The following is a 22,266-nucleotide window of genomic DNA, read 5'->3' on the forward strand; positions in this document are numbered from 1 at the left end:
AGTGATACGATATACGTATCAAGACAATCAGTGACTTTTGTAATACTGGAGTTATGGAATGGGTACAATAGTAAAGCCAAGGTGTTAGCGCACCTTGGCTGGGAATAATCGGATGGCCACCGGACAAAAAGTAGGCCGATGGGCTAAGAGAGAGTAATCGCTTCTAGGTTGGTGCCCCGGGAGCAATTACTTTTTTTTGTTGTCCATATATGTTGCGGCGAGAAGTAGCAACGTAAGCAACGAAATCACTTCTTGTCCCGACATAGGCCTCACCTCCTAACTTCGAGGCTATCGACCTACGCCGCCCGGGGATTTCTCCGAATCAAAACATTCCCAATTCCCAGTATATCAGACTATTAAAACTTATGGTAGATAGAACCAGTAAGGTGGTATGTGAAAAGTGATCATAGGGATCATAGATCGATGCAAAAATCCTACTAAAACCAAATCTCCCAGAAATCCAAAAAACTCATTTTGGGGTCGCCCGACTGATGTGTAGAGAGTGGTGGATAAACGAAGGTTACTTTGAGTTTAAAACTAAGAATTGATCTAATCTGATCCTCATGGGACCGTTTTTCTATCTACCATTATCGTTCATGGGTTGGAGAGACGGATGTCTAAGTAATTTTATTCAATTGAATAGATGAGCACCTCTTTCTAAGCGATGTTAGAAACTTGACGCTCTCCTACCGCATACTTTTTCGAGAATCAACGAATTTGGGGGCTGTAAGACAAAACTTTCGCAGACTTACATATTATGTATTATCATCATATCGTGAATGAATAACCTAAACTAGGCGGGGAAATTCACATCGTTAATCAAAATAAAAGAGACCACTGTCCAATAATTGGACAGTGGTCTCTTTTATTTGTGCAATGATTATTAATCCATAATTCGCTCCAACAAGCACCGGAAAGCATGGGCCAAAGAGCACCATGAGGAGTTGACCTACGTACGCTTCTAGGATCAATTATATGATCCCGCTTCGGAATAGAGCAAAACTAGGTCAGGTTGCATGATGGAGGGTAGCATGATTTTGTAAACAATACATCTTATGATATAGCCCTTGTTGTTTCAGTAATTCCTGATGATTTCCACGCTCTACAATTTCCCCACGATGCAAAACAAGAATAACATCTGCGTCCTGAACCGTTGAAAGTCGGTGAGCAATAACAATGGTAGTCCGACCTGCCCTCATTTTCTCTAAAGCAACCTGGATAGATTCTTCTGTTTCTGTGTCCACACTGGCAGTTGCTTCGTCAAGAATGAGTATTTTAGGATTTTTTGCTATGGTACGGGCAAAAGAGATTAGTTGCCGTTGCCCCTTGGAAAAGCTAGTCCCCCGTTCACCTACCAATTCATGAAACTGATGGGGCATTTTATTAATAAACGGAGTCGCCTGTACCAGCTGGGCAGCTTCAAGAACTTGTTGGTCTGTGATTATGTCGTCATGGTAACGGATATTGCTATAGATGTCACCTGTGAACAAAAACGGATCTTGCATTACAAGTCCCATTTTATTTCGTAACTCCCTCTCATCAAACTGGACTAACGGTTGACTATCAATAGTAATGGCCCCCTGATTAGGGGAATAAAAACGCATAAGCAGGTTAATAACTGAGCTCTTTCCACTTCCTGTATGACCGACCAAGGCTACTGTTTGACCGGGTTCTATAGCAAAGGAGACATCTTTTAGGACCGTATTTTTATCGTCATAAGAAAAAGTAACATTGTCAAATTGAATTCTGCCTGATTTAATGTTGGGTTGTTCGTGCCCTAGTTGTTGTGGGGAATGATTGGTTTGATCTAATAAATCAAACACCCTTTCAGCAGATGCCACTGCATTCTGCACTTGCGAGAGTTGAATCATCATTTTATAGATGGGTTCAAAGATGCGTTCCAATAGGTTTATAAAGCCGAACACCTCGCCAATCTTGACCGATGTTGAAAGGGAGGTAAATCCAAAGTAGTTTAACGCAATTACAATAGCAAAGATACAGAGTAGTTGCATAGCAGGTCGAAGCATAAGCCCTGCCAACTTGATGTTTATCATTGTTGAATGATAATGTTCATTATTTGCAGTGGTAAAGGCTTTACGAAATCGCTTTTCTTGTCTTAAAGCCTGAATGATGTTCATTCCCTGGATGGATTCGTTTAACTTAGAATTCATCTCACTTAGTTTGCTGCGAGAGATGCGATATAGATTAGCAGTTAGTTTTCGGTACCAGTAGATAACGATAAAAATAATAGGCAATAGAGCCAATGTCCATGTTGCCAGTTGGACATCAAGCATGAACAAGGAAATGTAAACAGTAATAACAGTAATGATGCCAGTTATGTAGGTGGATAACACGTATACATATAAACTATTTACATTTTCGGTATCATTCGTTACGCGTGAAACAAGGGTCCCAATTGGAGTACGATCGAAAAAAGATTGGCTTAAATATTGTACCTTTCCAAATACATCGATTCGTAATTGTTTGACTGCCCATTGAGCAATGGATTGAAAGGAAACAAGATGGATATATTGCATCACTACGGCTATTAGTTGTATGAGCAACACAGCTATTCCGTACAACCAAATTACTTTTACAGATACATCTCGTGGTCTTAAGTGATCATCAATAAAGTGAGCTACTATAACCGGAATCATCATCTTGGCTTGAGTAGCCACTAATAAAGCAACACAAGCTATCCAAACACGTTTCTGATATGGTTTTAGATAGGAAACAAGCCGTTTTATCATCAAATTGACATTCCTCCCCCTTCCAAGATCAAGGATTCCAACTGTTGACGATCAACCATTTGTTTATACCATTCGTTTTGTTGGATAAGTTCATGATGGGTACCAGATGCTTTTACCTTGCCTTCTTCTAATACAATAATTTGATGGGCTTTTTCTACTGAACTTAACCGATGGGCAGAGATCAAGGTTGTTTTGTTTTTCCTATTTTCTCGAAGAGATTGCAAGATAGCGTGCTCTGTCCTTGTATCTACTGCCGACAAAGAATCATCAAGAATGAGGATTTCAGAGTCTTGCAAGAGGGCACGGGCAATCGACAGTCGTTGTCTCTGTCCTCCCGATAGTGTCACACCCTGCTCCCCTATGGTGGTGTTATAGCCATCCTTAAAATTAAGAATATCTTCATGAATACAAGCCACTTTAGCTGCGCTTTCAATCTCATCTTGAGTTGCCTCGGGCTTACCTAATGCCATATTTTCTGCGATCGTTGCTGAGAACAGAATTGGATCTTGAGAAACATAGCTAATCGCCTCCCGTAAAGCAAATAGCTTAAAGTCTCTGATCGGAACGCCCCCGATAGAGATATTTACTTGCTTAGATTCAAATTCACGTAATAAGAGACGAAGTAGTGTTGTTTTACCACTGCCAATTTTACCAACTATACCTAATGTTTCGCCTTTTTCTACATGGATATCGATCTCTTTTAACGCAGCAGATTCTATATCAGGATAGTGAAAGGTCGGAATATGAAAGTGAATAGCTCCACTTGGAACAGTTATTAGTGCGTCTGGTTTCTCGCGAATAGGAGGCTCGGTTTGAAGTAAATTTTCAATCCGATGATAAGAAACACGTCCTCGTTCAACGATGTTGAATAGCCAACCAAAAGCTAGCATTGGCCAAATTAACAGGCCTAAATATAAAATAAACTGAGTGAGTTCTCCAATCGATAGCGATCCATGAAGTACTTCTGTCGATCCAAAAGCAACGGCTAGGAAAAAGGAAGACATAACAATAAACATCATCGTAGGATCAAATAAAGCATTTATACGGGCTACAGCTATATTTTTGTGAACTACATTTTCCACTATCTGTTCAAACTGCTTCTTTTCTGCCTCTTCTTTTCCAAATGATTTAACCACCCGAATCCCAGAAATATTTTCTTGTACTCTATCATTCATAGACGAAAATGCTTTTTGGGCATCATGAAAACGCCTATGTAATAAACGCCCATATTTGGTCGTTAACAAAGCCAAAACAGGCATAGGTAACAAAGATACTGCGGTTAACTTCCAGTCAATAAAAAAAGCCATGATGAGGATAACGAGTCCACCCTGAATAATTGAATCTGCAAGAGTAAGGACGCCCTCACCTGCAGTTAAAGAAACTGCTTGAACATCATTAGTAGAACGAGCCATTAAATCGCCTGTTCGATACTTATGAAAAAATTGAGGGGACATTTTGGTAAAATGGTCGTATAAGCGATTCCGTAGTAATTTACTTAATCGATTTGCGGAAGCAAACAGTTTGACTCGTCGGTAAAATCCCAACCCATAAGTGAGCAGACCTGATGCTAAGATAATTAATGACCAGTACGTTAAATCCTTAGTAGTGATCGTGTTCTTAGCGATGGTATCTAGCACCATCCGAACTCCATACGGTGGGATGGCTTGTAAGAGGCAAATAGCAACAAACATAGCTATCCCCATTAGATAATTCGATTTTTCCAACTTAAAGTACCACCATAAATCTTTAAAGACACTCAAATTTCCCCCACCCTTCAACAAGAAACGAGCATAAAAATATATTCCATTTTGTTTACTATTTTTCAGTGCAAATGACATCGAGTAAATCGATTTTTATAATTCCCTTTGACGAAGAATCACTTTTTCAACATACTTCTTATGTGGGTGGTGTACCAACACGATACCACTTTCGTGTATTGTCGTTTCTGCTGAATAACCCGTAGCATGAAGCAGTTCATTTACTAAAATAGAATCAGATACAGGTTTATATCCATTTTTCATAGATAAGGAGGATAATACTTTGTCGTCATAGGGTATCTTCGCCCATAAATTAAATGAAGCCAAATGCTTCATTAAAGCATGATGGAGCTGTAAAGCATAAGGTAACAGGTTCTTGTTATTTAATAAATTAGTATGAAATCCAATTGATGCAAATCTTATGAAAGGGTTCCCCTGTACTACATGTGGAGGAACCATCGTTTGAGTAGCGTCTATTTGATTCGTGTCATGATTTACTAAAATTGCACAACAACTTGAATATTTTTCAATCACTTTTGCTATTTGATCACGAGTCCATACATGCAATTTTTTACGTTCTGCTTTTCGAGAATATGTGTCTTGTATCATAGCCGCGATAATCTGTATTCGATCTTTGTTTTCCTTACGGAGATCCAAGAATTCTATCTTATGCGATTTGGTTATGGACATAGAAAACTCAGGGAAACGGATGCTCATATTATGATTTTTGACATGAGCCGGGTTAACAAAGTTCATCTAATCAATCCTTCCTTGTTTTAATAATGACCACAATAGTTTCTGAGAATTTTGTTGCAAATAATTGACGCGTTCAGAAAAATCTAAGGATTAACCGTCAGGATTTCATTTCAATTAAATCCCCTCTTACTGGCACGCGGAAAAACTATTGATTTCTCGAGTGTAGTTGAACGATGACTCTGTAACTATCGATTTAACTTACAGTTGTCTTACATAATTGAAAGGTTTGAGACTCGAACAGAGAGTCTTGCTTGCTACCTTTAAGTAGATCACATAAATTCAAGTCAAGATTAAACACCGTTAAATACCTAAGGTGTTTGGACGAATCTTAATTGATGAGAGATTACACAAAATGATTGATTACGAAAAGGGGATTGATGATGTATGATGTGATTGAGGGAGGCTTGAGAGATATAGTAATTGGATGGAAGTCAAATTATTGAATGAATGCCCACTCATTTTGTGCTACAATAATCACAAAGACAAATCAAACGATCAATCGAAGGGTTGAAACCGCTATCATTGGTAGATAGGGCCTATGTGCTAGGTTCCAAAAGTAGAGTAGCAACCCTTCCCGATGCGTTGATCTAAAAAAGGCGCGCATCGATTAATTCCGGAGCAAGGGAGTGGGAACATTGACTTTTCAAACAATCAACCTCATCCTCTTCCTAGCCGTTTTCGGTTATGGGTTCTTCCTGTTTGCGAGGGCGGTCTATGGCCGTTATATGTATGTCAAATTAGGACAACCTGCGGATTTGAAGACGGATTGGCAATCATTTTGGACCAATGTTTTTGGTCAGAAGAAGCTCTTGAAGGATAAAAAGAGCGGTTGGATGCACGTTGTTATGTTTTATGGCTTTATTCTTATTCAATTTGGTGCACTGGATCTTTTCATTAAAGGATTAACCGGTGGCAAGTATCATTTGCCGCTACCAGCGTATCCTGTTTTTACTCTGTTGCAGGAGATTACCACTTTCTCTGTTCTAGCAGCAACACTATATGCTTTTTATCGACGCTATATCGAGAAGTTGGCACGCTTAAAGCGCGGCTTTAAAGCGGGTTTAGTTTATTTGTTCTTGATTCCGCTTATGTTCTCCATTTTGCTTGGCGCAGGGTTTGAACATGTATGGCAGGGTCACACCCTTCCTGCATGGGCAACCCCGATATCGGGTCCCTTGTCCATGCTCTTTAGTTGGATGCCAGCAGGAGCAGCAGAAGCGATATTCTATGTTTTCTGGTGGGTTCATGCTTTGGTAGTATTCTCTTTCCTTGTATATGTTCCACAGTCGAAGCACTTTCACTTGCTCGTTGGACCCCTTAACACGTTATTGAAGCGTCAAGGACCTCCAGCTAAACTAACTCCTATCGACTTTGAAGATGAGTCCATTACGGAGTATGGTAAGAATAAAATTGAGCAGTTCAATCAAAAACAATTGATCGACCTATACGCCTGTGTAGAGTGCGGTCGTTGTACCAATGTATGTCCTGCAGCGGTGACTGGGAAGATGCTCTCCCCCATGGACCTCTTGGTCAAGATGCGGGATCATTTGACGGAAAAAGGGGCTGCTGTTACTTCTAAGAGCCCATGGATGCCTGCCTTTGCCTTTGCTGGTGCAAATACTGCAACGGAAGTAGCGGTAACGAAGGAAGAGGATGGTTCCTATGACTATCCAGTCAACTTGATTGGCGACGTCATCACAGAAGAAGAGCTCTGGGCTTGTACTACTTGCCGCAACTGCGAAGATGCTTGTCCTGTATCTAACGAGCATGTAGATAAAATTATCGATATGCGTCGTCACTTGGTGATGACCCAAGGTGAGATGCCAGCCGAGGCTACTCGGACATTTAACAACATTGAACGTCAAGGGAATCCTTGGGGACTTAGCCGTAAGGATCGGGAGAAATGGACTGAGGGCTTAGAAGAAGGTCTGGTTGCACCAACGGTAAAAGAAGAGAAGGAATTTGAATACCTCTTCTTCGTAGGGTCCATGGGCTCTTACGACAACCGGAGTCAAAAGATCAGCCGTGCATTGGTAAAACTTCTTAACCATGCTGGTGTGAAGTTTGCTACACTTGGCAAAAAGGAGAAAAACTCTGGCGATACCGCCCGCCGGATGGGTAACGAATTTTTGTTCCAACAACTAGCAATGGACAACATCGCTACCTTTGAGAAGCACGGTGTGAAGAAGATTATCACGGCGGACCCCCATGCCTATAATGTCTTCAAAAATGAGTATCCTGACTTTGGTTTAGAAGGCGTCGAGGTATACCATCATACGCAATTGTTGGCGCACCTGATGCGTGAGGGTCGCTTGAAGCCTGTTCATGAGGTGAAAGAGCGTATTACCTATCATGACTCCTGTTACCTGGGTCGTTACAATGAAGAGTTTGACAACCCTCGCTTTATCCTAAAATCGATCCCTGGTGTTGAATTAGTAGAGATGGAGCGGAAACGGGAGAACGGCATGTGTTGTGGTGCTGGTGGCGGAATGATGTGGGTTGAGGAGCAATCCGGTGTCCGGGTGAATACAGCTCGAACAGAACAAGCCCTTGCTGTCCAACCTAGCGTTATTGGAAGTGCCTGCCCCTATTGCTTAACGATGATGAGTGATGGGACGAAGGCAAAAGAAGTAGAGGATGAAGTGAAAACGATGGATGTGGCAGAAGTTCTCGCTCTCTCCGTAGATTTTGGTGAGAAGCCTACAGCGGTTGCTTCTGGCGTTCATTAATTCGCGATCTAAGGAAAAATCTCCACGGACGAACTCCCGTGGAGATTTTTCTGATAAGGTCCCGGAGGGAAGTCAGTATGAGAGATGATTATGAGATATTGGGAGTTTCTCCAGATGCGACGCAATTTGAGATTAAGCGGAAGTATCGCCGTCTGGCGCGGAAGTATCACCCTGATGTGAACCCTTCTCCATCAGCAGAGCGACACTTTTGGCAAGTGAGAAAAGCCTATGAAAGGCTTTCGCAGAATGCCTATGCAAGAGAAATTGCGGTTTCAAAATCAGAGCCTGAACAAGAGGAAACTAGGGAAGACATAGAGTTGAAGTTGCAAAAAATATCCTCCCCTGGTTGGCGACGGTATGCGGCTCGTCACAATAGAGTAGCGCCAAAGAAGAAGGGGAAAAGTTGGTTCGCAGTGAGTCTCCTTGCTATCTTTATAGTATTCCTCTTGATCCTTGCATATTTTCGCTTGACTGGTCAGTTGATTTTACCGATAGATTTCTTTTAGCAAAAGAAAGTAAAGAAGTGGTATCACGAGGATACTAGTGTAAAGGAATTATATGTGCTTGGTGCGAAAATCGATATGGAAGAGGAGATCAGATCATATCTTATACCCAAGTACAGACGTTTCAGAGTGAACTGCGATAGGAACAAGAAGGGTGCTAAGAAGTATAAAGGTGATGGTTGAAGGTGTTTAACGGACAAGGGAGAATAAGAAAGGAAAATTGTAACAAAGTATAAAGGGATGGCGGATGATCCGGTTGTTTAGTTGGATGATTAATGCTGGACAGCGATTCTACGTGGGAGATAAGGATCGAATGGTCAAGGTTTACCTTTATATTTTTTTTATCTGCAATAAGTGTATATATATCGATATGTGGTAATAGCAAACTGGTAGGGTTTTATTCCTCATATCTGTCGGGTATAAACAGAGTGAGGAAGATTGTGTACCTACACTTTCACCATGAGATAACATAAGGAGGGAATAGGGAATATGACATTACCCCAAACACTTTCTGATACCGTGACTCTAAATAATGGTGTCCAAATGCCCTGGTTTGGATTGGGTGTCTGGAAAGCCGAAGAACATGAAGTAGCAGAAGCGGTAGCAACAGCACTGCGTCTAGGTTATCGGAGTATTGATACTGCGATGATTTATGAAAATGAAGAAGGGGTAGGACGCGGTATTCGTCAGTCAGGTGTGCCTAGGGAAGAGATCTTCGTTACCACGAAGGTATGGAATAGTGATCAAGGATATGACAAGACCTTAAATGCCTTTGATGAGAGCCTCTCTCGTCTCGGTTTAGACTATATCGACTTATATCTGGTTCATTGGCCAGGGGTAGGGCAGGATCTTTATATTGATACATGGCGAGCTTTGGAGAAACTTTATGAAGAAGGCAAAGTCCGAGCCATCGGCGTATGTAATTTTAAAGAGCATCACTTGCAGGAATTGATGCGCCGTACGGATATTGTCCCAGTGGTGAATCAGGTGGAATATCATCCTCGCCTGGCACAAAAGGAATTGGCCTCTTTTTGTAAGGAAAAGAATATTCGTCTTGAGGCATGGAGCCCCCTCATGCAAGGAAAACTATTCGATGATCCTACATTGAAAACGATCGCGGAACAGCATGGTAAAGATGTGGCGCAGGTTATCCTCCGTTGGGATATACAGAATGGCGTAGTAACCATCCCTAAATCCGTAAAAGAGCATCGGATCCGTTCCAATGCGGACATTTTTGATTTCTCTCTTTCACCGGAGGACATGGCTGCCATTGACAAGTTGAACAGGGAAGAGCGCATTGGTCCTGACCCGGATGAACATATGCGAGGCTTTGAATAACTCCAATTAATAAATAATAAGAAACCGCCACTTCAAAAGAGGGCGGTTTCTTATTATTAAAAAACTTTTTTGGTCGACTGGTCGTCCTTGATGATTTCCACTGCTTCTCTAAATCGTTGTGAATGGATAATCTCTCGTTCACGGAGGAATGTGAGACTATCGATGAGATCCGTATCGTCGGTCATATTGATCAGCCACTGATAAGTGGCACGCGCTTTTTCTTCAGCGGCAATATCTTCGTATAAATCAGCGATAGGATCCCCCTTTGCAGTAAAGTAGGTTGCTGAAAATGGATTACCTGATGCATCATTAAAATAGAGTGCTTTATCATGGCTAGCATAATGGGCACCTAAACCGGCTTCTTTCATTTGCTCTGCTGTTGCATCCTTCGTTAATTTATAAACCATCGTTGCGATCATTTCGAGATGGGAAAGCTCTTCAGTGCCAATATCATTGACCAATCCAATAACCTTTTCAGGTAACGTATAACGTTGGTTCAAGTAGCGAAGAGCGGCGGCTAATTCACCATCGGCACCTCCGTATTGTTCGATCAGGTATTTTGCCATCATCGGATCACATTTACTAACACGTACAGGATACTGTAACTTTTTTTCATAAACCCACAAGTGAGCATCCTCCTTTATTTAAACCTGCCAAGGCCAAGGGGCATCCTTCCAGTTCCAAGGAGTTCCTGATGGGCTTGCACCAAATTGATACAGAGGTCCATATAGTTGTTGATACTGTTGCTTTAGTTGATTGCTTTGGAGGGATGTCGTATTAAACTGTTGGATGGCTTGGGAGTCCTCAGGGTGGGTACCCAGGTAGAGTGTCAACTCTACGAGTACAAAATCAAGGGCTTGGATCTGTTCGAGTAGGGTGTAGTACGCTTGTGTCGTTTCATTTTGTTTGCTAGGTTGTTTTTCTGTCAATTTTGTTCCTCTCCTTCCTCTGAGGTGGAAACCTTGTATGGATCGGGATAGGGCGCAAAGAGAGCGGGCCATAGCGTTCCAGTTCGCAGGGCTTCCTTGGGAGAGTTTTGTGGGAGGTTGTATGGTTGAAAACCGAGATAGAGTTGTGGTGGAGTCTCATAACTCTTCCATTGTATGGGAGAACAAGGGTCGAAGGGGCCGATAAATGGCCGGTAGTATTTACGATAAGTGGACATCATGCTCCTCCTTCGAAAACAATCTTCTTCTTAAGTTTATTAAGGGTTGTGAGGTAGTTAGAACAATAAAGCGCGAGGATGTTGTTGAAGAAAATAATAGAAACCAAAATAATAGTCATTTATATAAATTATTTACAAATCAGTTGACGCATGGTTTATGGCTATATACAATGGAACTTGTTTCGATAATTTAAGCGAGTTGGCAGTGATGGAGTTAAAAAATTATTGGATGGGAGGAATTATTGCTTTTTGGTCAAATGAATGAGCCATGATAGAATAGTTCAAGTAATATGCGGGAAAAAAGATGAAAAGAAGGGTATAGATTTAGGCGACGGAAGTGTTAAAATAGATTTTGATGTTTATGATATATGTTATTTGAAATTAATTTAGTATTTTTATATAATTTTATTCGATTTTATTATAAAATGATGGAGGTTATTTAATATTGAGTATGTTGATTAATATAAAAATGAAGAGATTATTTCATATTGTTTCGATGATTGGTGTCATAAGTCATATACTTACGAAGTACGTGATTGAAGGAGTACCAAATGAGATCATTACCATTGCTTATATTATATTGGTATGTGGGGTGCTTGGAAATATATTGATTTCACTGGCATTGAGGCGGGAAAGTAATTAGTTTACTATAATTACTTTTTAAATATATAAAATAGGTGGTTTCTAATATGAAAAAAGAACCCGTATTACGCACGCACAATCTCACGAAGGTAATCGGTAAAAAAAAGATTGTCGACCATGTGGATTTAGAGATTTACCCAGGAGAAGTATTTGGTTTTCTTGGACCTAATGGAGCGGGAAAGACGTCGACCATTCGGATGTTGGTTGGACTTGCTTCTATAACAGAGGGAGAAGTGTTTATTGCGGGAGTCAACCTTGCAAAAAACTTTGAGAAAGCGATCTCCTATGTAGGTGGAATTGTAGAAAATCCTGAGATGTATAAGTTTCTTACCGGATATCAAAATTTAATTCACTACTGGCGGATGTGTAAAGGTGTGCCTAAATCTCGGATTGATGAGGTGACACGCCTAGTCGGGTTGGAAAAACGGATTAACGATAAGGTGAAAACCTATTCTCTGGGGATGCGGCAACGATTAGGTATTGCCCAAGCGCTACTTCACTCCCCTTCGTTATTGATTCTCGATGAACCGACCAATGGTTTGGACCCTGCTGGTGTCCGGGAATTTCGCGATTATCTAAGACGTCTTGCTCGTGAGGACAATTTGGCAGTTATGGTATCTAGCCATTTGCTAGCAGAGATGGAGCTCATGTGTGACCGGATCGGTGTGATCCAGGATGGACGCTTGATTGACGTAAAAGAGATGACTGAGTTTAAAAACGAAGGGAAAGGTGCATTGCTGATTGATGCCCATCCTATCGATAAAGTTATGCAGGTAGTAGAGAAGTTTCTAGGGATCGAGGCAATAGAGCAGGATGGAAACCTTCTAGTTGAGGTGGATCGTGAGCAGATCCCTGCTCTAAATGCCCAGTTAGTCAAGGAAGATATCAAGGTTTACGCAATTTCACAAGTGAGTGAAACCCTCGAAGATCGATTCCTAGAAATGACAGGAGGACGAAGCGTTGGTTAATATGCTCAGACTTATCCAAAATGAAAATATGAAGATCTATCGCCGGATCGGTACGATCGTCATGATTGGTCTCTTGGTGCTTGCTGCTATCGGCTTTGCGGTTTTTACTAAATATAGTCAAAGTGATACCATTTTTGGTTCAACTGATATTACAAAGGGCTGGAAAGATAAAGTAGAAAAGGACTTAAAAGAGGATAAAAAGGAGTATAAGAAAGAGAAGAATAAGGATGTTCGTGAGCTATTAAAAGAGGATATCATTATGAATCAGTATCGCTTGGATCATAATATCCCTCCTGAAAAGGGAACGGTATGGGAATTTATGGCCCAGACAGACGCTTTCACAAGCCTGATCGGATTGTTTACAACGATTGTGGGGGCGATTAGTGTAGCAGGTGAGTTCACCTGGGGGACGATTAAGCTTCTTCTCATCCGATCCGCTTCACGATCGAAAATCCTTTTCTCTAAATTCGTGGCTACAATCGGTTTTGCTATAGGGATGATAATATTACTCTTTATCGTCTCCCTCTTAGTAGGTTTGGTGCTCTTTGGTTCCGATGGTTTTTCTTCCGCTTATCTCACTTATGTAGATGGTAAAGTCATAGAGAAAAGTATGGGTTTACATATTTTCTCCCTCTATGGGTTGAGCAGTGTGGATATGCTGACTACTGTTATTTTTGCCTTTATGATTTCAGCGGTGTTTCGCTCTAGTTCCTTGGCGATTGGGTTATCGATCTTCTTATCCTTTGTTGGTGGGACGATAATGAGTTTTATGAGCGCAATGAATATCAACTGGGGCAAGTATTTATTCTTTGCTAACACGAATTTTAGGCCTTACATAACGGATGGAGGAGAGCCCCCTTTCAAAGGAATGACATTTGGCTTTTCGATAACAGTGTTGTCTGTTTACCTCCTTATTTTCTTGGCCATTTCTTGGTATGTATTTAACAAGCGCGATGTCGCATCAAGTGATTGATTACAGGTGAGGGTAACAAAAAATAGGGAGGGGTGACTAGTCACCCCTCCCTATTTTGATAGTACGATAGAATGGATGAGTTGCCAATAGAGTGGAAAAGAAGTACGATCAGTAATATAGACCTTATTATCTGGGGAAAATCGAAAAATACTCCTTTAACTGGATAAAGGAGAACGAAGATGTTACCTCTAATCCAGGAAGGTATATGTCATAAGCTACTCAGATGATTTATTGAATATGGAGGGATTTTCTCAGTGTCGGACTCTGGAATGAAGGCAAGTTGGCGGAAAATTATTGCACCCTACGAGAAATCCAGTGTGAAACGGAGTATTTGGCAAATCATTAATACATTGGTACCGTTTTTTCTGCTTTGGTATGCAGCGTATTGGAGCTTATCGATTTCCTATTGGTTAACCTTGATCCCTTGCGTGTTGGCAGCAGGCATGTTGGTTCGGGCTTTCATTATTTTTCATGATTGTTGTCATGGTTCCTTTTTTCCAAATCAAAGGGTAAACGAAGTGGTGGGGACACTTATTGGTATTTTAAACTTCTGCCCATTTTATCAATGGCGATATACCCATTGCGTCCATCACGCAACTAGCGGAAATTTGGATCGGCATGGAGTAGGGGATATCTGGACCGTCACGGTGCAAGAGTATCTAGCGATGCCGCGGATAAAACGATTAGCCTACCGCCTATATCGGAATCCGATTGTGTTATTTGGACTAGGGCCCTCGTTTACATTCTTGATTGAGTATCGTTTTAATAGAAAGGGAGCAAAGAGAAAAGAACGTCTCAACATGTATTTTGTAAATATTTCCATCGTTCTAATTATTGGTGCCCTTTGTTGGCTGATTGGATGGAAAGCGTTTCTCTTGATTCAGGGAACCATGTTTTTGCTCTCGAGTATTGTGGGTGTGTGGCTCTTTTATGTACAACACCAATTTGAGGGCGCTTATTTTGAAAAAGGTGAGCAGTGGAACTATGTGGATGCGGCACTAAAAGGGAGTTCCTTTTATCGGTTGCCAAGAATTTTGCATTGGTTTACTGGAAATATCGGCTTTCACCATATTCACCATTTAAGCCCTCGGGTTCCTAACTACAATTTAAATCGAGCGCATCATGAAAATCCATTGTTTCAGGATGTGACGCCTGTGACTCTGTTATCCAGCTTTCGCTCTCTTACCTTTCGGATTTGGGATGAGAATCGAAAGAAGCTGATGGGATTTGAGTACATCAAACGATTTCGGATGCAACAAAAATGACCCGGAATGGGTCATTGATGGGACTTCGTGGTGAATTTTTTCAATACGATGGTTGTAGATAATTTCATATGTTTGCCTGAGAGTTCAATCTTCCGTGTTGCTTTTTTATACCCATCTTTAAAAACAGATAGTTCATAGGGGCCTGGCTTAAGATTCCAGACAAACTTTCCCTTTTTATCGGTATAGACCGTCTTCTCTGGCACTGCCACTGGAGGCTTTGCCTTTGATTGAGGGACAACGCTGGCTTGTGCGAGGGGATTTCCCTCTTGGTCGGTTACTATTCCTTCAATCATAATGGACTCCTTCGTTGGTTTTTGTTTGGATAAGGAATCGGAACAACCTGTAGTAAATGAAAAAGATAACAGCAAGCAGAGAGATATACACATTCGAGAGAAATACAAAAAACCATCTCCTTTGGTCGATAAGGTGACTAGGGAGGTTAATTCAAGCTATTTTTAGCTGGTGTTTTACTTGTGTATTCATGAGCCTTCATAAGTAGAATGGCTTCTATTGTTTTCGATTGCAACACTCTTATTAAAACCCCAATTAGAGAGGGGACTCCCCTCTCTAATTGGGTTGTTTTTTTAGAGGTCTCTCCAATATAGGAGGTTGTTGAAAACATTTTCGGTGATCCGTGTTCCGCGGTTATAGGGATTGCCGCCGTAAACACCATTGGTGTGGATGGCGATGCTATGGTAGCTACTTTGATAGACAGGGGAGCCACTTTGACCACCAAAGGTGTCATTGGCGTAGTGTAATTTCCGATCATAGGTTTGGCGAATTTGATCACTGTGGCGCCATTGGGTTCCATAGGTTTTGTCCCCAGGATATCCACTGATCGTTTCCGCTGTACCAGTTAGGGAGGCGGATTGCCAACGGAAACCAAACCAACCTGTTGAGCTTCCTACGTTGGAATTGATCTTGATGGCTGCGTAGTCGTAGTTGGTATCTTCATTGGTGGTCCAACCCACTACCGAGTGGAAGGACCTAGCGCTAGCGGTACCATAGGGAGCACTGCTTCCATCTTTACCGGGAGTGATGGTCGCCCAGGTTGCCCACTTATTGGTGTCTGTGTCGTAGACACAGTGTCCAGCGGTGACAACAGTATTTGCGTTGATAAACCAACCTGTGCAACCGCCGATGTCACTAGAGATGTGCGCAATGGCACTGTAGGGGTAGGAGCTTGCAGGGGTGACACGAACACGGTTATCGGAGCCGATGATCGACTTGATTCCGATAAAGGGAAGATCATTTTTTACCGAGGCTTTTTTGGTGACAATGGATGGTTGCTTAGCGAGGGTCTTACCAGTTCCTTTGTAACTGGAGGTAGTAGCTCCATCCCGTTGCTTGCTGAATGCTTTGCTAGAAGGTGCGGTTGGTGCAGTAACCTTACCATCATTAGAGACCATGGTGTTTGGCGACAGTTTGGACTTGGATGCTGGAGCAGCTTCTGCGTTAGAGAGTCCTATCAACGGTAAAGAGAGTGAAACGGCGACAACCAGACCAAGTAACGGGATTCGCAAACCTCTTTTTCGTTTGATCACGTACGTGCCTCCCCTAAATTTTCTATATTTCGTGAAAATTATAAACAGTCGGTTTTGTTTTGTCAATTATTTTCCAGGAAAAATTTGGTCAAAATTTTTGTTATAATTAGTCTTCAGAATAATTACCCATTCAGGATCACACCCCTCAATTAGAGGGGATTAATTAAGAGGTTGAAAGGATAGAAAGATTCTTTGATCATTTGTTATCATAATCTATATAATATATTTAACTACTAAGCAAGGAAATGGAGGTTGGTGGGTTAGGTGTTTACAAAAATAAGAGAATTATTTTCAGACTCATTGGCCTTCTCACTTACGCTGATGGGAAATAAGATCGTTGCCGCCTTTATTTTGTTACCGTTATACAGCCGCAATCTAGGTACAAAGATCGCAGATGTAGACCAAACAAATACCGTTGTGATGATTCTCACCTATTTTTGTATAATAGGGACCGATACGGCTTTTGCATATTATTTTGTGGAAGCCAAGAATGAAAAAGAGCGACACGGTTATTTTACGGTGGCTGTGTTTTTTCCTGTTCTACTTAGTCTGGGGTTTTTATCGATCACCTATTTTGTGAGTCCCTCCGTGACTCGCTTTCTTTATAAACATCCTGAGGGTTATACGCACCTTCTCACTATAGCTGTACTAACGATTGTGGCTAATGTTGTTATTCAACAAATTTTGGCTTACGCTCGTTTCGCTCGCCAAAGTGCGACATTTATTATCGGGTCCATGTCCTTTGTCATTGGTTCTAACTTAGCTAGTATCTGGTTTCTTGTGGGTATGAAGATGGGTGTTGTCGGATTCTTTTATGGCCAAATGGTCGCTCAATTTGTCGTTGCAGGGGTTCTTTTGTGGATCTATCGTCACCACTTTACACTTACCCTTGAGAAGAGGTATCTTGTGGATCTATTGCGTTACGGGGTACCACTTATGCCTGCTCTTTTAGCTTTCTGGGGCATGACTGCTGTGAGTGGACCGATTCTCTACCATATGGTTTCTCGTGAAGAGGCGGCAATCTATGGTATAGCGGTTCGTTTTGCTAGTATGATTGCTCTTATCACAGCAGCTTTTCAACTTGCCTGGCGCCCCTTTGCTTTATCGATTAAAGAGAGGGAGGATGCACGACGAATCTATAGTTTATTGGGCCGCGTATTTTTGGTATTGGGTACCTTGTTTATACTGATACTTACGTTCTTTATTGAACCACTGATTAAAGTAGTTGTTGGTAAGCCTGAGTTGTTTAGCGCTTATCGTTACGTTTGGATGTTTACCCTAGGTACACTTCTTAATGCGATGTATCTGATCGTAGGAATAGGCCTATACATCACTAAAAGGACAAAGACCATTTCAAAAACTTTTGTTCAAGCCGCGGTCATTTATTTCGTTGGAATTCTAACCCTTGTACCTTTCATCGGCATTTGGGGAGTTGCATTCATGACAGTTGTCGCCTATCTTTATATCTTTCTCTCTATATACCGCAAAGGACAAAAGGTCTTTCCCATTGATTTTCGCATTCGCTCCATGTTGTCCTATCTAGCAATATTTATCGGTGTAATGTCCTTTATCTCCTGGATGCAAATCTATCACTGGAAGGGTCAATGGATGATTGACCTGGGCCTTACGGCATTCATGATCGGGATGATCTTTATGACAGGGCTATTTAAAGTGGACTCCGTAAGGATTCTCAGGAGGCTGGCGATCCGATTTTTCCGTAGTAGTATAGCAAAATGAATGACGAGTATGACCTATGGATTGAAGCTCTGTGGGCACTTTTTACAAAAAGGTGTGAAAAAATAGGCTGTCGAGAAAGTCTCGACAGCCTGGAAAACCACAAGAAGAGAAATTCTTCTTGGTGGTTTTTATTTCTATCAATGGATTCTAGCACATACCTTGCTATTCATTAGCACGAGCCAGTTCTTGTTGCTCTTCTTGGATTCTTTGTGCGTTGTTTTTTTAGTCTGGCTCTTCCAAGACATTGTACGAAGGGAGCTTTTTAATGTACTTGGCTAATCAACAGTCCTGTTACTTATCCTGGTCATTAAAAAGTATGATGAAGGACAGTGAAAAAGTTACTTTTTGCATAATATGTTTTAATATTAAAAATATTTGCTTATATTTTATTTTCAGTTAGAGTTCAGTTTTTTATATGATTGTCCAAATATATAGTTTGAATTTTCAATTAAAAAATTAGATTTCTAAGAAATAAGGACTAGTTTTCCAACTAGATTCGATATTTATTCACAACTTCATCTCCAATTTTTTTGGATAAAGCTCTATTTAATTCAGCATTTCTAACAAACATAAAATAAACATGCTTTTATTTCGATGTACTCTTAAATCCCCACTTAAAGCAAAGACTTCGGGCATTATTTTAAAGATAAGTTACAATGAAAATAATTGATAAAATTTTATATATAATGTTTGACAAGATACAATATAATGCTTACAATTTTCATGAAAAAGTAGAAAATGGAGGCGATCACATGATCAATTGTAAAAAAGGCTTACGAATCCTGCTACTTAGTCTGGTTGTCATCGTCTCATTATCCCTATCTTTGATAGGGTCCTCCAACGCAAAAGCCGCTACAACATCTAAGTCCGAACTGTCGCCATACACCATGATTTCTAATGATGGTACGATTACTCCACCAACCAAACCCTCTAACAAAACATTCAGCAAGCAACGGGATGGAGCTACTACTCCTAGTTACAAGGGAACTAATGCCCAAAAAGCTACCGTGAAAAATGGTCTTCCTTCTATCGGGGCCAAGTCCATTATCGGTCGCGATGACCGAGAGCGTGTCACCTCTACCACCTCCTATCCCTACAGTGCTATTGCACAAATCTCTACGGATCTCGGCGATTGCACGGGTTGGTTTATTAATGCAAATACCGTAGTCACCGCTGGTCACTGTGTCTATAACACAGACATCAACAAGTGGGCAAATTGGTCCACCGTCACCCCTGGTAGGGATGGAAACAATGCTCCCTATGGTACCTATAATTCTAATTCCTTTCACTCGGTATCGGGTTGGATCAACAATGAAGATACCAACTATAATTACGCAGTCATCAAGCTCAACTCTGATATTGGAAACAGAGTGGGTTACTTCGGTCTCCGCTTCCAATCCGGTCCTCTAATGGGTGCAGAGGAGACCATTAGTGGATATCCTGGAGACAAACCCTATGGAACCCAATGGCGCCAAAATGATCGAATTAGCCAAGTCGATGATAAAAAATTATACTACACCAATGATACTCACGCCCAAAGTGGCTCCCCTGTCTTTCTAAGGGATAACTACAGCATTGGTATTCATACCGATGGCGGAAATTCCTATAACAGTGGAATACGGATCAACGAAGATGTCTTCAACAACCTCGTGTATTGGGAAAACCAATAAAAAAGCTTGGATATGATAACATTGATTTAAACAGAAAAAAGAGGCATTTGGGCACAATCAAATGTCTCTTTTCTTTGCAATCTATTACAATAAAAAAAGTTTTCATGATATATTTTATCCAGCATTTTCGGTTACCTAAACGGTTGATTACTCGAGCACAAGCATATCCATAGAAGTGAGGGTGGGGTTAAGCTAAAAGGTTGCTAGTAGCCTGAAAGATCAAACCATTTGCCAATCCGGAAAAAACAGAGTAATCTTGATAATGAAAGCGTTTTATTTTTGAGTAATACCTGAGCGAGCGCTCGGTTGGAATTTTCCTACCTTATTCGGAGGTGCTAATTATGGCGGAAACAGTGATTTTGGGTGGAGCACGGACTCCCTTTGGAAAATTTGGCGGTGCACTCAAGGATCTATCTGCTGCGGAGTTGGGAGGAGTAGCGATTCGTGGTGCCTTAGAAAAGGCGGGTGTGCCAAATGACGCAGTAGAAGAAGTGATCATGGGAATGGTGCTCCAGGGTGGAGCCGGTCAGATTCCTTCACGTCAGGCGACTCGTCATGCAGGCCTCCCTTGGGAAACACGGACGGAGACGATCAACAAGGTATGTGCATCCGGGATGCGTAGTGCGACCCTTGCCGATCAGATCATCCGTGCAGGGGATGCGGATTTGATGGTTGCTGGTGGGATGGAGAGCATGTCCAATGCTCCTTATATATTAAAGGGGGCTCGCTGGGGTCAACGCATGGGTGACGGGCAGATGACTGACTTGATGATTCATGACGGTCTATGGTGTGCCTTCCATGATGTCCATATGATCGTCCATGGTAGCAATACGGCTGGGGAATATGAGGTATCCCGGGAAGAACAGGATGAGTGGGCGTTCCGTAGCCATCAGCGTGCGGCGGCGGCAATTGAAGCGGGGAGGCTGGCTGATGAGATCGTACCGGTTACTGTGAAGAGCCGCAAAGGGGAGACAATCATCGATACGGATGAAGCTCCGCGTAAGGATACGACGCTAGAAAAATTAATAGGGTTAAAACCTGTGTTTAAAAAAGATGGCACGGTAACCGCGGGTAATGCACCAGGTGTGAATGATGGAGCCTGTGCGATGGTTCTCTCCTCGGCACAGAAGGCAGAAGAGCTGGGTGTGAAGCCGATGGCTAAGCTACTGGGTCATGCCGCAGTAGGAATGTCTGCGAAGGATTTTCCGATCACGCCAGCCTATGCGATTAAAAAGTTGCTCCAAAAACATAACCTCTCCTTGGATGCGATTGACCTCTTTGAAGTGAATGAAGCCTTTGCCGCAGTCGCCTTGGCCAATGGTAAGATCCTTGGCTGGGATCATGAGAAGGTGAATGTAAACGGTGGTGCGGTGGCACTCGGTCATCCGATTGGTGCGAGTGGTGCACGGATCATCCTGACCTTGATCCATGAATTACGTCGCCGTGGTGGCGGTCTTGGTGTAGCTGGGATCTGTAGTGGTGCAGCCCAAGGGGATGCCGTATTGATTCGTGTGGACTAATTGCTGAATCCTATTTGCTGAGTAAAGGGGGAAAGTGTAGTGATTCAACAGGTTACTGTGATCGGTGCAGGTCAAATGGGGAGCGGAATCGCTCAGGTAGCGGCTCAAGCTGGTTTACAGGTGAAACTAAATGACTTAAAAGAGGAATTTACCGCTAAAGGGCTGGCCGTGATCGAGAAGAATTTGACACGTCAGGTAACAAAGGGGCGTCTCACCGAAGCGGAACGGGATGAGATCCTTGGGCGCATTGTGCCAAGGACGGATCTAACAGAGGCGGCTTCCAAGGCGGACCTGGTGATTGAAGCTGCTGTAGAAAATATGGAGATCAAGACGGATCTTTTCCGGCGCTTAGATGAAATTTGCCCTGTTCATACGATTCTAGCTACTAATACATCCTCGCTTCCGATTACAGAGATTGCCGCCGCCACAAAACGACCTGAGCAAGTGATTGGGATGCACTTTATGAACCCGGTGCCTGTGATGGAATTGGTGGAAGTGATCCGTGGATTGGCAACAAAGGATGAAGTCTACCAAAGGGTAGAGGACTTAGCAAAGGCTATGGGTAAAACCCCCGTTGAAGTGAATGATTTCCCAGGCTTTGTTTCCAACCGGATTCTGTTGCCGATGATTAATGAGGCGATCACGGCTGTCTATGAGGGAGTAGCGGAGCCGGAGGCGATTGATAAAGTGATGAAGCTAGGGATGAATCATCCGATGGGTCCTCTCACACTTGCTGATTTTATCGGTTTGGACACGTGTCTTTACATTATGGAAACCTTGCATGAAGGATTTGGGGATTCGAAATACCGTCCATGCCCACTCCTGCGTAAATATGTGAAAGCAGGCTGGCTGGGTCGTAAATCGGGTCGTGGCTTCTACGTTTACGAAAGCTAAGGGAGAGAGTAAAGGAAAGTTTGTGATCGAATGAAGCAGATGATGATCCGGTTTA

The 22,266-nt window shown here is 42.1% G+C and carries 18 protein-coding genes; 10 read left to right on the forward strand and 8 right to left on the reverse strand.

All coding sequences use genetic code 11. The annotated features are described in order from the left end of the window. Positions 1 to 1,007 precede the first annotated feature (1,007 nt). From BLV90_RS03675 to BLV90_RS03685, 3 genes are all read right to left on the reverse strand, one after another. Positions 1,008 to 2,750 (reverse strand): ABC transporter ATP-binding protein, encoded by a 1,743-nt coding sequence (locus BLV90_RS03675; protein ID WP_091736988.1) that lies wholly within the window; start codon positions 2,748 to 2,750, stop codon positions 1,008 to 1,010. Beyond that, positions 2,750 to 4,510, reverse strand: coding sequence for an ABC transporter ATP-binding protein (locus tag BLV90_RS03680; RefSeq protein ID WP_091736380.1), 1,761 nt, complete (start codon positions 4,508 to 4,510; stop codon positions 2,750 to 2,752). Before BLV90_RS03680 ends, BLV90_RS03675 begins: the two co-directional genes overlap by 1 nt. 93 nt (positions 4,511 to 4,603) lie before the next feature. Further along, entirely contained in the window at positions 4,604 to 5,263 is a 660-nt protein-coding gene (locus tag BLV90_RS03685; protein ID WP_091736383.1) for a hypothetical protein, read from the reverse strand. A 626-nt stretch (positions 5,264 to 5,889) separates the two neighbouring features. Here BLV90_RS03685 and BLV90_RS03690 point away from each other — a divergent pair. From BLV90_RS03690 to BLV90_RS03700, 3 genes are all read left to right on the forward strand, one after another. Next, a complete protein-coding gene (locus BLV90_RS03690) occupies positions 5,890 to 7,992 on the forward strand; it encodes a (Fe-S)-binding protein (protein WP_177167883.1) in 2,103 nt (700 codons plus the stop codon). Positions 7,993 to 8,069: 77 nt separating this feature from the next. Next, positions 8,070 to 8,498: a J domain-containing protein gene (locus tag BLV90_RS03695; RefSeq protein WP_091736389.1), complete on the forward strand. Its 429-nt coding sequence runs from the start codon at positions 8,070 to 8,072 to the stop codon at positions 8,496 to 8,498. Positions 8,499 to 8,984: 486 nt separating this feature from the next. Then, a complete protein-coding gene (locus BLV90_RS03700) occupies positions 8,985 to 9,833 on the forward strand; it encodes an aldo/keto reductase (RefSeq protein WP_091736392.1) in 849 nt (282 codons plus the stop codon). 56 nt (positions 9,834 to 9,889) lie between these two features. On the opposite strand, the gene BLV90_RS03705 is transcribed toward BLV90_RS03700, so the two are convergent. From BLV90_RS03705 to BLV90_RS03715, 3 genes are read right to left on the reverse strand one after another with little or no spacing between them, the layout of a single operon-like run. Beyond that, a complete protein-coding gene (locus BLV90_RS03705) occupies positions 9,890 to 10,459 on the reverse strand; it encodes a manganese catalase family protein (protein ID WP_091736395.1) in 570 nt (189 codons plus the stop codon). Between the two features lie 18 nt (positions 10,460 to 10,477). Beyond that, entirely contained in the window at positions 10,478 to 10,762 is a 285-nt protein-coding gene (locus tag BLV90_RS03710) for a spore coat protein CotJB (RefSeq protein ID WP_245726242.1), read from the reverse strand. After that, positions 10,759 to 10,998 carry a spore coat associated protein CotJA gene (locus BLV90_RS03715; RefSeq protein WP_091736401.1) on the reverse strand — a complete coding sequence of 80 codons (240 nt, stop codon included), beginning with the start codon at positions 10,996 to 10,998 and terminating at the stop codon, positions 10,759 to 10,761. The genes BLV90_RS03710 and BLV90_RS03715 overlap by 4 nt, the downstream gene beginning before the upstream one ends. Positions 10,999 to 11,687: 689 nt before the next feature. On the opposite strand from BLV90_RS03715, the gene BLV90_RS03725 reads away from it, so the two are divergent. The 3 genes from BLV90_RS03725 (at position 11,688) to desA (ending at position 14,846) form a co-directional block, all read left to right on the forward strand. Next, the gene (locus BLV90_RS03725; protein WP_091736407.1) at positions 11,688 to 12,608 is read left to right on the forward strand and encodes an ABC transporter ATP-binding protein; all 921 of its coding nucleotides are present in this window, start codon (positions 11,688 to 11,690) and stop codon (positions 12,606 to 12,608) included. Between the two features lies 1 nt (position 12,609). After that, entirely contained in the window at positions 12,610 to 13,581 is a 972-nt protein-coding gene (locus tag BLV90_RS03730) for an ABC transporter permease (protein WP_177167899.1), read from the forward strand. Between the two features lie 269 nt (positions 13,582 to 13,850). Beyond that, complete coding sequence (desA, locus tag BLV90_RS03735; RefSeq protein ID WP_091736991.1) at positions 13,851 to 14,846, forward strand: Delta(5) desaturase DesA; 996 nt, start codon at positions 13,851 to 13,853, stop codon at positions 14,844 to 14,846. 11 nt (positions 14,847 to 14,857) lie between these two features. Here desA and BLV90_RS03740 read toward each other — a convergent pair whose 3' ends face one another. Both BLV90_RS03740 and BLV90_RS03745 read right to left on the reverse strand, forming a co-directional pair. Beyond that, the gene (locus BLV90_RS03740; RefSeq protein WP_177167884.1) at positions 14,858 to 15,139 is read right to left on the reverse strand and encodes a carboxypeptidase-like regulatory domain-containing protein; all 282 of its coding nucleotides are present in this window, start codon (positions 15,137 to 15,139) and stop codon (positions 14,858 to 14,860) included. A gap of 291 nt (positions 15,140 to 15,430) precedes the next feature. Beyond that, complete coding sequence (locus BLV90_RS03745) at positions 15,431 to 16,390, reverse strand: trypsin-like serine peptidase (RefSeq protein WP_091736415.1); 960 nt, start codon at positions 16,388 to 16,390, stop codon at positions 15,431 to 15,433. Between the two features lie 264 nt (positions 16,391 to 16,654). Here BLV90_RS03745 and BLV90_RS03750 point away from each other — a divergent pair, with 264 nt between their 5' ends. The 4 genes from BLV90_RS03750 (at position 16,655) to BLV90_RS03765 (ending at position 22,211) form a co-directional block, all read left to right on the forward strand. Further along, positions 16,655 to 18,127, forward strand: coding sequence for an oligosaccharide flippase family protein (locus BLV90_RS03750; protein WP_091736418.1), 1,473 nt, complete (start codon positions 16,655 to 16,657; stop codon positions 18,125 to 18,127). Between the two features lie 752 nt (positions 18,128 to 18,879). Continuing rightward, positions 18,880 to 19,797 carry a trypsin-like serine peptidase gene (locus BLV90_RS03755; protein ID WP_177167885.1) on the forward strand — a complete coding sequence of 306 codons (918 nt, stop codon included), beginning with the start codon at positions 18,880 to 18,882 and terminating at the stop codon, positions 19,795 to 19,797. Positions 19,798 to 20,138: 341 nt separating this feature from the next. Beyond that, on the forward strand, positions 20,139 to 21,317 hold the full coding sequence (locus tag BLV90_RS03760) for an acetyl-CoA C-acetyltransferase (RefSeq protein WP_091736424.1): 1,179 nt from the start codon (positions 20,139 to 20,141) through the stop codon (positions 21,315 to 21,317). A 39-nt stretch (positions 21,318 to 21,356) separates the two neighbouring features. Then, positions 21,357 to 22,211 carry a 3-hydroxybutyryl-CoA dehydrogenase gene (locus BLV90_RS03765; protein WP_281241997.1) on the forward strand — a complete coding sequence of 285 codons (855 nt, stop codon included), beginning with the start codon at positions 21,357 to 21,359 and terminating at the stop codon, positions 22,209 to 22,211. Positions 22,212 to 22,266 lie beyond the last annotated feature (55 nt).

It is taken from the genome of Marininema mesophilum (assembly GCF_900106775.1).
Lineage (GTDB): Bacteria > Bacillota > Bacilli > Thermoactinomycetales > DSM-45169 > Marininema > Marininema mesophilum.

Bases quoted from the DNA above. Each gene is read 5' to 3' on its own strand.
- BLV90_RS03675 (WP_091736988.1), bottom strand. From the start codon at position 2,750: ATGATAAAACGGCTTGTTTCCTATCTAAAACCATATCAGAAACGTGTT.
- BLV90_RS03685 (WP_091736383.1), bottom strand. From the start codon at position 5,263: ATGAACTTTGTTAACCCGGCTCATGTCAAAAATCATAATATGAGCATC.
- BLV90_RS03695 (WP_091736389.1), top strand. From the start codon at position 8,070: ATGAGAGATGATTATGAGATATTGGGAGTTTCTCCAGATGCGACGCAA.
- BLV90_RS03700 (WP_091736392.1), top strand. From the start codon at position 8,985: ATGACATTACCCCAAACACTTTCTGATACCGTGACTCTAAATAATGGT.
- BLV90_RS03715 (WP_091736401.1), bottom strand. From the start codon at position 10,998: ATGTCCACTTATCGTAAATACTACCGGCCATTTATCGGCCCCTTCGAC.
- BLV90_RS03725 (WP_091736407.1), top strand. From the start codon at position 11,688: ATGAAAAAAGAACCCGTATTACGCACGCACAATCTCACGAAGGTAATC.
- BLV90_RS03730 (WP_177167899.1), top strand. From the start codon at position 12,610: ATGCTCAGACTTATCCAAAATGAAAATATGAAGATCTATCGCCGGATC.
- desA (WP_091736991.1), top strand. From the start codon at position 13,851: ATGAAGGCAAGTTGGCGGAAAATTATTGCACCCTACGAGAAATCCAGT.
- BLV90_RS03740 (WP_177167884.1), bottom strand. From the start codon at position 15,139: ATGATTGAAGGAATAGTAACCGACCAAGAGGGAAATCCCCTCGCACAA.
- BLV90_RS03755 (WP_177167885.1), top strand. From the start codon at position 18,880: ATGATCAATTGTAAAAAAGGCTTACGAATCCTGCTACTTAGTCTGGTT.
- BLV90_RS03760 (WP_091736424.1), top strand. From the start codon at position 20,139: ATGGCGGAAACAGTGATTTTGGGTGGAGCACGGACTCCCTTTGGAAAA.